14 protein-coding genes and 1 other RNA gene are annotated in these 13,148 nt (G+C 60.5%); 14 read left to right on the forward strand and 1 reads right to left on the reverse strand.

From position 1 onward, the window contains the following. The first annotated feature begins 9 nt into the window (after window positions 1–9). The 9 genes from K1X75_02640 (at window position 10) to K1X75_02680 (ending at window position 7,089) form a co-directional block, all read left to right on the forward strand. On the forward strand, window positions 10–1,803 hold the full coding sequence (locus K1X75_02640; protein MBX7056936.1) for a chorismate-binding protein: 1,794 nt from the start codon (window positions 10–12) through the stop codon (window positions 1,801–1,803). A gap of 67 nt (window positions 1,804–1,870) precedes the next feature. After that, window positions 1,871–2,311 carry an ATP-binding protein gene (locus K1X75_02645; protein MBX7056937.1) on the forward strand — a complete coding sequence of 147 codons (441 nt, stop codon included), beginning with the start codon at window positions 1,871–1,873 and terminating at the stop codon, window positions 2,309–2,311. Next, entirely contained in the window at window positions 2,311–3,144 is an 834-nt protein-coding gene (locus K1X75_02650; GenBank protein ID MBX7056938.1) for a lipoate--protein ligase family protein, read from the forward strand. The genes K1X75_02645 and K1X75_02650 overlap by 1 nt, the downstream gene beginning before the upstream one ends. A gap of 37 nt (window positions 3,145–3,181) precedes the next feature. Then, a complete protein-coding gene (locus K1X75_02655) occupies window positions 3,182–4,438 on the forward strand; it encodes a serine hydroxymethyltransferase (GenBank protein MBX7056939.1) in 1,257 nt (418 codons plus the stop codon). 167 nt (window positions 4,439–4,605) lie between these two features. Then, window positions 4,606–5,274: a translation initiation factor IF-3 gene (infC, locus tag K1X75_02660; GenBank protein ID MBX7056940.1), complete on the forward strand. Its 669-nt coding sequence runs from the start codon at window positions 4,606–4,608 to the stop codon at window positions 5,272–5,274. Between the two features lie 5 nt (window positions 5,275–5,279). Beyond that, window positions 5,280–5,480 (forward strand): 50S ribosomal protein L35, encoded by a 201-nt coding sequence (gene rpmI / locus K1X75_02665; GenBank protein ID MBX7056941.1) that lies wholly within the window; start codon window positions 5,280–5,282, stop codon window positions 5,478–5,480. Between the two features lie 22 nt (window positions 5,481–5,502). Continuing rightward, window positions 5,503–5,844 (forward strand): 50S ribosomal protein L20, encoded by a 342-nt coding sequence (gene rplT / locus K1X75_02670; GenBank protein MBX7056942.1) that lies wholly within the window; start codon window positions 5,503–5,505, stop codon window positions 5,842–5,844. Between the two features lie 179 nt (window positions 5,845–6,023). After that, the gene (locus tag K1X75_02675; protein ID MBX7056943.1) at window positions 6,024–6,755 is read left to right on the forward strand and encodes a hypothetical protein; all 732 of its coding nucleotides are present in this window, start codon (window positions 6,024–6,026) and stop codon (window positions 6,753–6,755) included. 13 nt (window positions 6,756–6,768) lie between these two features. Next, on the forward strand, window positions 6,769–7,089 hold the full coding sequence (locus tag K1X75_02680) for a cell division protein ZapA (protein MBX7056944.1): 321 nt from the start codon (window positions 6,769–6,771) through the stop codon (window positions 7,087–7,089). Between the two features lie 30 nt (window positions 7,090–7,119). On the opposite strand, the gene ssrS is transcribed toward K1X75_02680, so the two are convergent. Then, a non-coding RNA gene (ssrS, locus tag K1X75_02685) (6S RNA) lies at window positions 7,120–7,299 on the reverse strand. Between the two features lie 68 nt (window positions 7,300–7,367). Between ssrS and K1X75_02690 the strand changes: the two genes are divergently transcribed. From K1X75_02690 to K1X75_02710, 5 genes are all read left to right on the forward strand, one after another. Beyond that, on the forward strand, window positions 7,368–7,970 hold the full coding sequence (locus tag K1X75_02690) for a 5-formyltetrahydrofolate cyclo-ligase (GenBank protein ID MBX7056945.1): 603 nt from the start codon (window positions 7,368–7,370) through the stop codon (window positions 7,968–7,970). 74 nt (window positions 7,971–8,044) lie between these two features. Further along, entirely contained in the window at window positions 8,045–8,557 is a 513-nt protein-coding gene (locus K1X75_02695) for a chemotaxis protein CheW (protein MBX7056946.1), read from the forward strand. Further along, the gene (locus K1X75_02700) at window positions 8,557–11,676 is read left to right on the forward strand and encodes a chemotaxis protein CheW (GenBank protein MBX7056947.1); all 3,120 of its coding nucleotides are present in this window, start codon (window positions 8,557–8,559) and stop codon (window positions 11,674–11,676) included. The genes K1X75_02695 and K1X75_02700 overlap by 1 nt, the downstream gene beginning before the upstream one ends. A gap of 22 nt (window positions 11,677–11,698) precedes the next feature. Then, the gene (locus K1X75_02705) at window positions 11,699–12,724 is read left to right on the forward strand and encodes a chemotaxis response regulator protein-glutamate methylesterase (protein MBX7056948.1); all 1,026 of its coding nucleotides are present in this window, start codon (window positions 11,699–11,701) and stop codon (window positions 12,722–12,724) included. A gap of 23 nt (window positions 12,725–12,747) precedes the next feature. Further along, on the forward strand, window positions 12,748–13,107 hold the full coding sequence (locus K1X75_02710; protein MBX7056949.1) for a response regulator: 360 nt from the start codon (window positions 12,748–12,750) through the stop codon (window positions 13,105–13,107). Window positions 13,108–13,148 lie beyond the last annotated feature (41 nt).

The following is a 13,148-nucleotide window of genomic DNA, read 5'->3' on the forward strand; positions in this document are numbered from 1 at the left end:
AGCTTTCTTTTGGCCGGAGCGCCGCAGGGCGGCTTCTGGCAGCTCAGCGAGGCGCAGGCGCTGGTTCAGTGCAGCGATGCGGCCGATGTGTCGTCGGCCCTCGATCAGCTGGACGAACTCGTTGCCCGCGGTCTGCATGTCGCCGGCTACTTGAGCTATGAGGCCCTGGATGGAACAGGCATCGGCGCTGCCAGTCTTGCCGAGGATCGCCCCGGCAATGATCCCTGGCGCTTGCGCTTTGCGGCCTTCCAGGAGCGACGCTGGCTGAGCGTCGATCAGTGGCGCCGCAGCGGGTTGCAGGAGGGCTACAGTTTACGGGCGACCGAAGACCCCGAGCGACGCCGCCGGTTTCTGGAAGGACTGCAAGGCGTGCGCAATTATCTGGCAGCCGGCGAAAGTTACCAGATCAATCTCACCGGCGCCATTGCCTTGCAGTTCTCGGGTTCGCCGCTGGCGCTTTTTGAGCGTCTCTATTGCTTACAGCCCACGGCAATGGCTGCATGCCTGCTGTGGCCGGACGAGGCGATTCTCTCGCTTTCGCCGGAGCTCTTCTTCGAAACATTTCCGGTTGCCGATGGCTGGCAGATCCAGTCCAGGCCGATGAAGGGAACCTTTGCACGAGACGCCGTCGGCGCCCGGCACGGACCCGGCGATGCCAAGTCGCTGGCCGAAAACTATATGATCGTCGATGTATTACGCAACGATCTGGGGCGCCGAGCGCGGCGCGGCAGCGTGCGCGTACTCAAGCCCATGACGCTGGAAGAACATGGACCGCTGCTGCAGAGCGTCAGCACTGTCGAGGCTTTGCTTGCCGCAAGTGAACACCGTCAACTTTTTCGTTCGCTGATTCCGGCGCTCTTTCCCTGCGCTTCGGTAAGCGGCGCTCCGCGCCTGGCGGCCCGACAGCGGATTCGATTGCTGGAGGATCAGCCGCGCGGAGTCTACTGCGGGGCCGTCGGTCTGGCCGACAAAGATGGCGCTCGTTTCAACGTGGCCATACGAACGCTGCAAATCGATCGTAACAGCGGTCGCGCGCGCTTTGGCGTTGGCGCCGGCATCGTCTGGGACTCGCAGGCCGAGGCCGAATGGCAGGAATGCGAGCTGAAGGCGGCCTTCCTGCGTATGGCCGAGGATGATTTTGCATTGATTGAAACAATGCGCCTGGAACGTGGACGAATTGCCCTTCTGTCCGGGCATCTGCAACGCCTCCAGGATTCGGCCAGACTTTGCGCTATGGATTTTCCAGCCCGCGCCATCGAGGATGCTTTGCAGACGATGTGTTCCAGGGCTGGAAGCGAAGTCTGGCGCCTGCGTTTACTCCTGCATCGCGCCGGACAATTTGAAGTTCAGCAGCAGGCGCTGCATCCTGCGGGCGCTGCGCCTCGGCCGCCTGCGCCGCGCCGGCTGGCGCTTGCGGCGCAGCGCATCTGGTCGGCGGACCCGTTTCGACGCATCAAGTCGACGCGACGCGCGGAGTACGACGCGGCCCGTCTGCTGGCAGCCAGGCATCAGGCGGATGACATTCTATTCTTGAATGAACGCGGCGAGGTCGTTGAAACGTCAATTGCCAACCTGCTGTTGCGCAGCCCCGATGGGAACTGGCTTACGCCAGCCGTTGAGTGTGGCGCACTGCCTGGCGTCTGGTTGCAGAACTTTGAGCTATCCCTGAGGCGACGTGGGCGAACATTAGTGCGCAGGCGTCTGAGTCTCGACGAAGCGCGAAGGGCGGGCGACTGGTACGTGTGCAATGCGCTGCGCGGACGACAGCCAGCGCTGCTGCTGGATGGCCCGGCGATTGCTTGAATTGACGCCTGCCTTTGCGCCAGAATCCTGACCGACGTTGCCGCTGGCCGGTCGTCGGGGGACGCGATTGAGCAATGAGGATAGCAAGGAACAGGGGGCGCCGCGCGATCGAGTGCGTCTGGAACTGCCTTCCCATCCGCGTTTCGTTAGCTTTGCCCGCGACCTGGTTTATCGTCTTGCCCTGCAGCAGGGATTTACTACCGCCGCGGCCTTTGATCTCAAGATCATCGCTGGCGAGGCGCTGAGCAATATCATCAAGCACGCCTACCAGGGACAAAACAATCGCCCGATTTACTTAGAATTCTTGATGTTTGCTAATTATATTGAAATTCACTTTCGCGATCTGGGCCGGCAATCGCCGATCGCCGGCGGCGATGCTCTCGACCTTTCCGACTATCGGGAGCGCGGACTGGGAGTCTTTTTGATCGGGAAGCTTTCGGACTACCATTACTTCGATCAGTCGCATTCGGTGGGCACCGAGCTGGTGATCAAGAAAAGGCTGGCTTGATGTTTTTTGAGTTCCTCGACTTGAAACCGCGCAATCCATACCTTGGACTGGCGCTGGATGAAGCCCTGGCCAATACCATGGTCCGACAGGGTTGGTCGGGGGGATTGCGACTGTGGTCCAATCCCTTGTGCATCGTGCTGGGTCGTTCCGACCAGTTGACCGCCAATATTCCCGAAGCCCGCCGTTCCATTGAATCCTCGCAGCTGCGGCGTCGCTGGACGGCGGACGCGCCGGTATTGCGTCGCCTTTCCGGCGGCGGGGCCGTACTGCACGGTCCGGGCAATCTGAACTACAGCCTTTTCGTTTCTCTGGAAAAGAATCCGGACTTCTACCCGCTGCGCATTTCCTACGCTTTGCTGCTGGGCATTGTGCGCAAGGCGCTTGAGGCGCAGGGGCTTGCCGCGCTGTTGCGCGGCCAGTCCGATCTGGTGGTGACGGCGGAAAATGGAACGCTGATGAAAATATCAGGAAATGCACAGTTTCGTCGCCGCGGCGCACTGGTCCTCCATGGCACTTTGATTATGCGTCCCGAATTGATTGAACGCGTTAGCGACTACTTGCTGCACCCGCCGCGCGAACCAGACTATCGCAGCGGCCGCGACCATCGTCGCTTTCTCACACACCTGCCAGATTCCTTTGATTTCTCCGCCTTTCACGCCTGCGTTTCTGGCGAGCTGCAACAGCTCTTACGCGTCGACGCGCCGGTTCGCCTTGGGCCGGCCGAACGATTTCAAGTATACTGCAAAGCGCGTCGTCTCGTCTATGGCTGCTACGCCCGAAAAGAGTGGATTGTAGAGGCGCGCTCGCCACAGGAGCTGGCGCTCGGCGCCTGAGTCAGGCGCGACTGATCGGGCGGAGGTTGCATTAGAAATGTTGGGACGCTATTTGCGCGATTCGGATCCAGAGGCCTTCGCCATTCTGCAGCGCGAGGATCAGCGGCAACAGCGCTGCCTGGAAATGATCGCCTCCGAGAATTTTGTCAGCCGCGCGGTGCTCGAAGCCTACACATCTACGCTGACCAACAAGTACGCCGAAGGATATCCCGGCAAACGCTACTACAACGGCTGCGACCACGCCGATGAAATCGAGAGCCTTGCCATCGATCGTTTGAAGCGCTTATTTGGGGCCGGCTTTGCCAATGTGCAACCCCACTCCGGCGCTCAGGCCAACATGGCCGTCTTTCTAGGTTTCCTGCAGCCCGGCGACACCTTCATGGGCATGGACCTGGCGCACGGCGGTCATCTGTCGCACGGATCGAAGGTGAACTTTTCGGGGCGCTATTTCAACGTCGTCTCCTACGGCGTGCGCCCGGACGACCATCGCATCGACTACGACCAGCTTCGCGCCCTGGCTCGCGAACATAAGCCAAAGCTGATCATTGCTGGCTTCTCAGCCTACGCGCGCACTCTGGACTTTGCAAAGTTCCGCGAGATTGCCGACGAGGTCGGGGCGATCGTGATGGCCGATATCGCCCATATCGCCGGGCTGGTCGCGGTTGGCGAACATCCTACCTCCATTGGCGTGGCGCACATCACCACCAGTACTACTCATAAGACGCTGCGCGGCCCGCGCGGCGGAATCATTCTCTCCAACACTGAAGAGCATGCCAAACTGATGAACTCGCGCGTCTTCCCGGGCGCGCAGGGCGGCCCCTTGATGCATGTGATTGCCGCCAAGGCCGTGGCCTTTGGCGAGGCGTTGCGTCCGGATTATAAAGAGTACATCCGTCAGGTAAAACGCAATGCCGCCGTTCTGGCGGAGACCTTCCAGTCGAGGGGATTCGCCGTGGTCAGCGGCGGCACTGACAACCATCTGGTATTGCTGGATGTCACTCGCAGCGGCGTAACCGGCGCCGCCGCCGCCGATCGCATGGATGAAGCGGGCATTACGGCCAACAAGAATGCCATTCCCTTTGATCCGCATCCGCCGGCGGTTACCAGCGGCGTGCGTCTGGGATCGCCCGCCCTGACCACCCGCGGCCTGAAGGAAGACGACTTTCGTCGACTGGGCGGCCTGATCTGCGATCTCCTGGATCACTTCAATGATCCTGCGGCGCTGGCCCGGGTGAAGGGCGGCGTCGCCGAACTCTGCAATGCCCATCCCATGGACGCCTTCCGGCTGGATTGAAATGTGCTTGCTAGGCGACCAATTCTGGCAGTTCCATATAGAAAGCCGGTCCTCTGCGGAGGGCCTGCGAGCAGAAATTCAAGAGCAATAGAGGACGCGATTCCAGCAACGAGGCCGTAACCCGCGTCGCCTGCAAGGCGACGGCCAGTCTGAATCACGGAGGTTTGATGTCGAAGCGCAAGATTGCACCACCGCCCCCCAAAGCAAGGGAGCCCCGCACTAATTTTCGCATTACAGCTGCAAAGGTGCGAATTGTAACCGATGGCAAAATTGAAGTCATGGAGCGCCAGGCTGCGCTGCGTCTGGCCGAGAGCCAGGGACTCGATCTAGTTGAGGTCAGTCCCGATCAGGACCCGCCGGTATGCAAGATCATTGACTACGGCAAGTGGAAGTACGAGCAACAGAAAAAGAAGAAGGAAGCTTCCAAGAATCAGCACACCGTCCAGATCAAAGAAATCAAGCTCCGTCCAAAGATCGCCGGAAATGACTACGATCTAAAAAAGCGGAACGCACGCGCCTTTCTGGAAGAGGGAAACAAGGTCAAGGTTACTCTTCGCTTCCGCGGACGAGAGATGGCTCATCCCGATCTGGGTATGAAGCTGATGTCCAAGCTCAGCGTCGAGTTAGCGGAGATCGCAGTGGTAGAGTCACAGCCGCGTATGGACGGCCGTCAGATTGTAATGGCTCTTGGTCCGAAGCCAGGTCTGCGTAAGAAGGCGCCAGAGAAACCCGCGGAGAAGCCGGCTTCTTCCAAAAAAGAAGTTGAAGGCGCGGCCTCTGAGCCAAGCATGGCTGCTTCCGCGCCGGTCGATGGCGCAGGAAATCAGGGCGAGTAGCGAAAATGCCTAAATTGAAGACCAACAAAGCGGCCTCCAAACGCTTCAAGATGACGGCCAGCGGCAAGATCAAGCGCCCGAAGGCCAACAAGCGGCATAATCTCAGCACCAAGACCAAAGACCAGAAGCGACGCCTGCGGGCGGGCGGGTTGGTCCACGAGCGCGACGAGGCGCCGGTCAAGCTGTTGCTGCCGTACGGCCGTTGAGAATCTACAGGTAGTCTGATCCATGCGAGCAAAAAGCGGCACCATCCATAGCAAACGCCGGGCGCGGACCCTGAAGGACGCCAAGGGCTTCCGTGGCGCGCGCCACCGGCAGTACCGGATGGCCAAGCAGTCAGTGGTCAAAGCCGGCGTTCACGCTTACAATTCCCGTCGTCAGCTGAAGCGCCAGATGCGGGCTCTGTGGATTGTTCGAATCAATGCGGCCGCGCGCCTCCATGGCCTGTCCTATTCGCGCCTGATCCACGGCCTCAGCGAAAAAGGCGTCGCTCTGGATCGTAAAGCCCTGGCCGACATTGCCTTTGGCGACCCCCTGGCCTTCAAGACGCTCTGCGAAAGCGCTCGCTGATTGCCAGGCCCGGCGGTTCGCGGGGCTCATTTTCTGGCCGCGAAAAAATCTAGTTGAACTCCGCATTTTTGCGTCTGTTGCTGTCAGACATCCGATAAAAAAAGCAATCGAGCGGCGTTTTGTCTCCAGGGGAGGACGGCGTCGGCGTCGAGCGTCAGGGGCATCCTTACATGATTACGATAGAACAACTGGACGAGCTTGAGGGCCGAATTCTCCGGGCTCTCGATTTGATTGGCGACCTGCGCTCCGAAAACTCGCGATTGGAAGGCGAGAACGAGCAGCTGCGCAAAGAGCACGATGAGCTGAAGCTTGCCCTGGAACAAAAAGATCGCGAGGTAGCGCCGCTGCGTTCGCAGCTGGAAACGACTTCGCGCGAACTGCAAGAATTGAAAGGACGGGAAGAAGTCCTGGAGCGCAAGATTCGCGAAATGCTCTCCCGGCTTTCCGCTGTTGGCGATGGCGCAAGCGCTGAGCGCTCCTACAGTCCGCCGCCAGCCAGCGCGCCTTCGGCGCCGATCAGCGCGCCAGCGGTAGCAGCTGTTGCGGCGCCTGCGGCAGCGCCCGCGCCCGTGCACGTTGACGACGATGAAAGCGTAGTCATCATTGAAGACGATCTGCCAGAAGCTTCGCACAGTGCGACGCCGGTGGCGCCGCCGGCAGCGGCGGCAATGGATGATGAAATCATCATTCTTGACGACGACGAAGAGGACATCGTACTCACCGAAGAACCGGCATCTGCTCCGGCGGCCAGCGCACCGGCGCCGGCGCCCGCCACAGCTCCTGCGCCAGCCTCTGCGGCGCACAGCGCCGGCGACGACGATATTATCCTGGAAGATGACGACGACGCTCTGGGCGTCTTCGATGTCGACGATGATGACGATTTCTTGATCGTCGAGGAAGAGGCTCGCTAAGGCGTAGCACAGCATGGCATCGCCGGCAACTATTCCCGAAGCGCGCGTCGCGGTAGAAATACTCGGCGAACGCTTTGTGATCCGCGGCGATGCCGAGGCCGGCTACATCGCAGAGGTGGCGCGCATTGTCGATGATCGCCTGCGGGACCTCAGCCGTTCTTCGCCGGGCGCCAGCCGCGCCCGCATTGCCACGCTGCTGGCGCTCAATCTGGCGGACGAACTGATGCAGGAAAAAAACCGCGGCGGCGATCACGAAGAGCTGCGTTTTGCTGCGGAGCGCACGCGTCAGCTGATCGACCTTCTCGATGAAGGCTTGATTGGCGAAAGCGTTTGATTGGCGCTGCCGCGACTATCGAACAAAGGCTCCGGAACCGCCTGCGCCGTTACTACCGAGAAATTTTGGGACCTGGTTACCAGGTGGGTTTCCTGTCCTGCCGTTCTGACTTCCCTCTGTAAGGGCCTGCCATCGCGGCGGCGAACTCCGGATTCCCGTTCTATTCAATGTTGGTCCGAAAATATGGGTTCTCGAACGCTGCAGTCCCGGAAGTTCTATGCTAGCACACTGTCGGCGCTGCGTCAACCGCTGCGCCGCAACCAGAGGCGCCGACGCTGATGAACCTCTCAAAAAACCAGGCCCGTCAGCAGGCCAGGGCGCTGTGGCCCAGCTGGCTGCCGACTGAGGCGCCTCGCCAGGCGCTACAAATCCTGGAAACGCTGCTGGCGGCGCTCCAGCCGCGTCGTATTGCCGCCTTTTATCCAATGAACGATGAGTACGATCCGTGGCCGGCGCTGCCGGCCAATGCTCAGATTCTGGCCCCCCGGGCTGTATCTGGACTGCTGGAGTTTCGAGTAGTCCGATGGCCGGGGGAGGCGGCGCTGCCTGCTTTGCGCGATCAGAGCGGTGCGCCAGGCGCTTCGGACGCCGCCACTCTCTTGCCCCAGGGTGCGCCCATCGATATAGCTCTTTTGCCGGCGCTTGCTGCTGCGGCGGACGGCGCTCGATTGGGCCGCGGCGCCGGCTACTACGATCGATCCCAGCATCTGCTGGGCGAGGCCCTGCGTCTGGCGCTACTCCCGGCTGCGCTCTGTCGTTTGCCCTTTGCCGGCGAGGAGCACGATTTGCAGCTCGATCTGGCGATCTGTGAAAATGGCGCCTGCTGCTATACTGCGGCGGGCCGGCTGGCGCTGGCCGATCGGGCGGCCCGGGTCGAATAGCTGAGCGTCGGCGCGACGCAGCGGATGCAAAAAGACTTTCAGCGCGCGCCGCAGACGGGCAATCTGGATGGACCATGTCCATGGAATTGAGCTACGGCGGGCTCTCCGGTCTTTTCGACGATTTGCAAGAACAGGAGAGCGGCGAACAGTATCGTCAGTTCCTGACCTTCGATGCAGCCGGCGGCTACTACGCCGTCAACATCCTTGATACTTTTGAAATATTGAAGCCGACCCTGCTCACGCGCACGCCCAATGTCGAGGATGAGATGCTTGGCGTGGTCAACCTGCGCGGTAACATCATACCGATTGTGGATTTGAGCCGCAAATTCCGCGGGGACTTTACGGAGCTGGAGAACGTAAGCCGCATTGTGGTGGTCAGCTTTCAAGGAAAGTACAGCGGCCTTCTGGTGGATCGAGTACTCGAGGTTGTTCGCGTTGCAGAATCGGCCATTGAGGCCGGCGAAGTGCGCGGTTTCTCCAATGAGTACATTCAGAGCGTCGGGCGTTCCGGCGATCGCATCTTTCTCATTCTGAATCTTGAGCGTTTGTTGCAGTTTGGCGGCGCTATGCAGGAGCGCGAAGTCTGATGGCCGACCAGAAGGATCGTTATCTCGAGATTTTCCTGGAAGAGGCCGGCGATCAGCTCGATCTGCTGAATCGCAGCTTGCTCGATCTGGAACGTTCCGGTCCGCAGCGCGAAATCATCGACGAAATTTTTCGCAGCGCTCACACCTTGAAATCGGCGGCGGCCTTCATCGGCTACGACCATCTATCGGAACTGAATCATCGACTGGAAGACCTCTTCCAGCGCATTCGCGATCAGAAGATTGCGATCAGCACGCCTATTGTGGACTTGATGTTCGAGGCGCTGGATCATATGCGCGCCTTTCTGGCGGCCGTATCGCGCGGCGAGTCGCCGGAAAACGATTTTGCCGAATTGCGCGAACGACTGCAACAAACGCTGCAGGAAGCGACGGGCGCGCCGGTCGTGGGCGGCCAGATCGCCAGTCTGACCAGCTTGAATCCCGGCGCCAATGCAGGTCCGGCAAACGCTCCAGCGGCGGCCGCTGGCCTTGATTTTTTGAGCCTTGATGAGGCCGATGAGGAAGCGCTGGTTCAGCAGGCCGCCGGCCGTCACGTTTTTGATGGCATCGTTCGCATCGATCGCGACGCGGCGATCAAGAACATGCGCTATCTGCTTCTGCTGGAAAGCATCAAGCGCGAGGCGACGCTGTTTCGCTCCGAACCGGCGGCGGAAATGCTGGAGACGGACCAGGAAGTCGACCATCTTGCCTTTGTCGTCCACGGCGACATCACTCGCGATCGTCTGGTCAAGCTCTGCCAGATCGATATGGTGGAAGAGCTGCGCATCGCGGAACGCGGACCTGGCGCGGCCATTGGCCGTCGTGAAGGCGGCGATGCTCTGCACGCCGAGGCGCGTTTGCAGTCGCGCAATATCAAGGTCTCCGCAGAGAAGATCGACTACCTGATGAACAATGTGGGCGAGCTGGTGATCATCAACTCCGGCCTGCAAAAAATCTACGAGGATATGCAGAGCTCCCTGGGCGAATCGGGGCTGCTGGCGGAGCTGAAATCAAAGATCGATCAGGCCGAGCGAATTGCTCGCGACCTGCAGTCCGGCATCATGAAGACGCGCATGATTCCCGTCGGGCTTGTCTTCCATCGCTTTACGCGTCCGGTGCGCGATCTTTCCCACGAACTGGGCAAAGAGGTTGAGCTCTACTTCCATGGCGAAGACGTTGAGCTGGACAAGAATATCATCGATGCCCTTGGCGAACCGCTTCTGCATCTGCTGCGCAATGCGCTCGACCATGGCATTGAAACGCAGGCTGAACGCGTCAGCCGCGGCAAACCGGCGACAGCGCGCTTGACGCTCAACGCCTACCAGAGCGGCAACAATATCTTCATTGAGATTTCAGATGACGGCCGCGGACTCAACACCGAGGCGATTCGCCGTAAGGCGCAGGCTGGCGGACTCATACCCTCGAACAGCGATTTGAGCGCGGATCAAATCCACCAGCTGATCTTCGAGCCAGGCTTTTCAACAGCGGCGACCGTGACTGACCTTTCCGGTCGCGGCGTGGGAATGAATGTGGTCAAGAAGATGACCGAGGATTTCAAAGGATCAATTCAGATCCAATCACAGGCGGGGCAGGGCGCCGCCTTCTTACTGAGCTTTCCGCTGACGCTGGCCATCGTCTCCGCCATCCTGGTGCGCATTGAGGAGGAAGAATACGCCTTCCCCCTGGCGGACGTAGTGGAAACGATACGCGTCAATCGCGACGAGGTGACCAGCCTGCAGGGACGCGACATCATCAATCTGCGCGGCGATATCCTGCCGGTCTACCGCCTGAGTCGATTGCTGGGTTTGCACGACGGGGCCGAAGGCGCGGATTTTCCAGTGCTGATTGCGCTGCATGCCAATCGCAAGATTGGCTTCGTTGTCGATGGCTTGATTGGTAAGAAAGAGATTGTGATCAAATCCCTCGAGCAGAATTACCGCAGCGTGCCCGGACTGATCGGCGCCTGTCTGATGGGCGACGGACGGATTGTCATGGTGCTCGATGTCCAGGGTCTGCTGGAGATTGCCGCGCAGCAGAGCGGGGCGCACGCGGCGCTGCAAATGGCCCAATCCGAAAGCGGAGAGTATCTGAACCCGGCGCAACTTTACAATCTGCGCGTCGAGGAACTGCAGCGCCTGCAGCGGCAGATGGCGGAAGACTGGGAGACTGGCGAGGTCGAAGAATTGGCCGCCGTGGGCGCCAGCAGCGCTGTCGCCGCCATGGCGCCGGCCGGCGCCGCCAGAGCCAGCGTCAACGCTGGACCGCCGCCCGAGCTGAACGCTGCAACACCTGGCGGCTCTTTGCTGGCGGGACCAGAAGCCAGCGCAAGCAAACGACCATCCTCTTCGCTTTTTGAACAGGATATGCAGGCGGCGGCCGAAGAATTGGCCCGGACGCACTTTCCCGAAGTCGAACCCGCTGCTGTTGAAGCGTCCATGCCAGGCGGAGAACAGCAGCCTCCCGCGCCTGCACTCCCGGCGTCGTCGTCTCCCGATCGCCACGCGGATCGTGCGGCGCCGTTGCGCGAGCTTTCCGACGAAGACTATCAGAAGTTATACGGTTTGATCAATCGCGGCATGCTCAATGCCGGTCAGGTCCTGTCCCAGCTGCTTGGGGTTCGCGTCGATGTTTCTACGCCGGAAATCAAGACAATGGACTACGCCGATATCAGCCGCTATACGCCGGCCGGCAGCTTGCTGGCGGCGACAGTCGAAGCGGAGCAAGGCATCGATGCCATCGTGCTCTTGGTTTTCGACGAGGCTACGGGATATCGGGCGGCCGGCGATCTGCTGGGCATTCCTCCGGAACAGTGGACGCGCGAAGCCATCGGCGCCGAGGATTTGCGTTCTGTGATTCAGGAGTTGATCAATATAGTTGGCGCCAGCATACTGAATGAACTGTCCAATCGTACTGGAATCACCATGACGCCAACAGTGCCCGACTTCTTTCAGGGAGCGCGCGACGGACTGATTCGCTGGCTGGACCAGAAGGAAGGGGACGCGCGCGGATTGAAAGTGCTCTATATCACCGCCGATTTCTACCGTCAAGATCTGGAATTTCTGGGACGCTTGTTCCTGATTCCTTCAGCGCAGTCTCTGGCCCGCGTGGTCAATCGACTCTAACGCTGCCGGACCGTTGCCATTCATGTTTCGTATCCTGCTGGTAGACGATTCCCCGCTGGCCCGCCGCGCGGTGCGCGATACCCTGGAGGCGATCGAGGGGTTGAGCGTTGCCGCTGAAGCGACCGACGGTGAGCAAGCCCTGCAAGCGCTTGCCACGCAGCAATTTGACTTGATCATTCTGGATGTGGAGATGCCGCGTCTCGACGGCATTGGCGTGCTCAAGGAGATGCAAAAGCGCGGGCTCAAGACGCCGACGCTGATGCTGTCCTCGCTAACGCGCAGCGGAGCGATCACCACTTTTCGCGCCCTGGACCTCGGCGCGGCGGACTTTGTAACCAAACCCTCGCCGGACGCCGGCGTAAGCGTCGCCGACATGCAACTGGCGCTGCGCGAAAGGGTGAGCGCCTTTGCCGAAGCGGAACGGCTCAGCGCTGCGCCCGCCCCACAAGCGACGCCCCGCGCCTCCGGCGTGCGCTACGGCGCCTTGCTGATTGGCGCTTCAACGGGCGGACCAAAAGCGCTGCAAGACATGCTGCGCGAGATGCCGGCCGAATTTCCGGCGCCCATCCTGATCGTGCAGCACATGCCGCCGCTGTTTACCGCAGCCTTTGCCGAGCGACTCAACGAACTCTCGCCGCTTGAAGTGCGCGAGGCTTGCGACGGCGAAGCATTGCACCCTGGACTGGTTCTGATTGCGCCGGGCGATCAGCACCTGCTGGTGGAGCGCAAAGGCGATCTGCTGCTGGCCAGGCTGGACAGCGGACCCGCCGTACGCTCGCATCGACCTTCCTTTGAACCGCTTCTGGAGTCGGGAATCAAAGTCTTTGGCGGAGAGCTGGCGGCCCTGATCATGACCGGGATGGGTCGGGACGGCGTCGATGGCTTGCTGCGGCTGCGCGCCGCCGGCGGATTGACGCTTGCGCAGGATGAGGCCTCCAGCGTAGTGTTTGGCATGAACCGCAGGGCGATCGAAGCCGGGGCTATCGATCAGGTCGTTCCACTGAAAAATATGGTTGCGGTCCTGTCCGCTTGCTTCTCATACCAATAGCGGGTTCAATCTGGAGAGTATTTGTGGCACGTGTTCTGGTGGTAGATGACGCCAAATTTATGCGCACCCTGGTCAAGGATGCGCTCACCGCCGCCGGCCACGAGATTGTCGGCGAAGCGGAGAACGGCGTCCAGGCCGTGAAGCTATTCGGGGATCTGAAGCCGGACCTGGTGACCATGGACATCACCATGCGCGAAAAAGATGGACTGGAGGCCGCCGGGGAAATTCTGAAAAAGGACTCCACCGCTCGGATCATTATGGTTACGGCTCTGGGGCAGGAAGATCTGCTGGCGCGCGCCATAAAGATGGGCGTAAAGGACTTCGTGGTGAAGCCCTTTCCGCCGGAGCGCCTGCAGCAGGCGGCGGCCAAGGCGCTTGGCTGAGCTTCGCGCGCTCGCCGTAGCTCCATTCTGATTCCCCTCGC

Source organism: Leptospirales bacterium, from assembly GCA_019694655.1.
Lineage (GTDB): Bacteria > Spirochaetota > Leptospiria > Leptospirales > Leptonemataceae > SSF53.

Excerpts from the sequence above, each read along its gene's own strand:
- rplT (MBX7056942.1), top strand. The coding sequence starts at position 5,503 with ATGCGAGCAAAAAGCGGCACCATCCATAGCAAACGCCGGGCGCGGACC.
- K1X75_02700 (MBX7056947.1), top strand. The coding sequence starts at position 8,557 with ATGGCCGACCAGAAGGATCGTTATCTCGAGATTTTCCTGGAAGAGGCC.
- K1X75_02705 (MBX7056948.1), top strand. The coding sequence starts at position 11,699 with ATGTTTCGTATCCTGCTGGTAGACGATTCCCCGCTGGCCCGCCGCGCG.
- K1X75_02680 (MBX7056944.1), top strand. The coding sequence starts at position 6,769 with ATGGCATCGCCGGCAACTATTCCCGAAGCGCGCGTCGCGGTAGAAATA.
- rpmI (MBX7056941.1), top strand. The coding sequence starts at position 5,280 with ATGCCTAAATTGAAGACCAACAAAGCGGCCTCCAAACGCTTCAAGATG.
- K1X75_02690 (MBX7056945.1), top strand. The coding sequence starts at position 7,368 with ATGAACCTCTCAAAAAACCAGGCCCGTCAGCAGGCCAGGGCGCTGTGG.
- K1X75_02650 (MBX7056938.1), top strand. The coding sequence starts at position 2,311 with ATGTTTTTTGAGTTCCTCGACTTGAAACCGCGCAATCCATACCTTGGA.
- K1X75_02695 (MBX7056946.1), top strand. The coding sequence starts at position 8,045 with ATGTCCATGGAATTGAGCTACGGCGGGCTCTCCGGTCTTTTCGACGAT.
- K1X75_02655 (MBX7056939.1), top strand. The coding sequence starts at position 3,182 with ATGTTGGGACGCTATTTGCGCGATTCGGATCCAGAGGCCTTCGCCATT.
- infC (MBX7056940.1), top strand. The coding sequence starts at position 4,606 with ATGTCGAAGCGCAAGATTGCACCACCGCCCCCCAAAGCAAGGGAGCCC.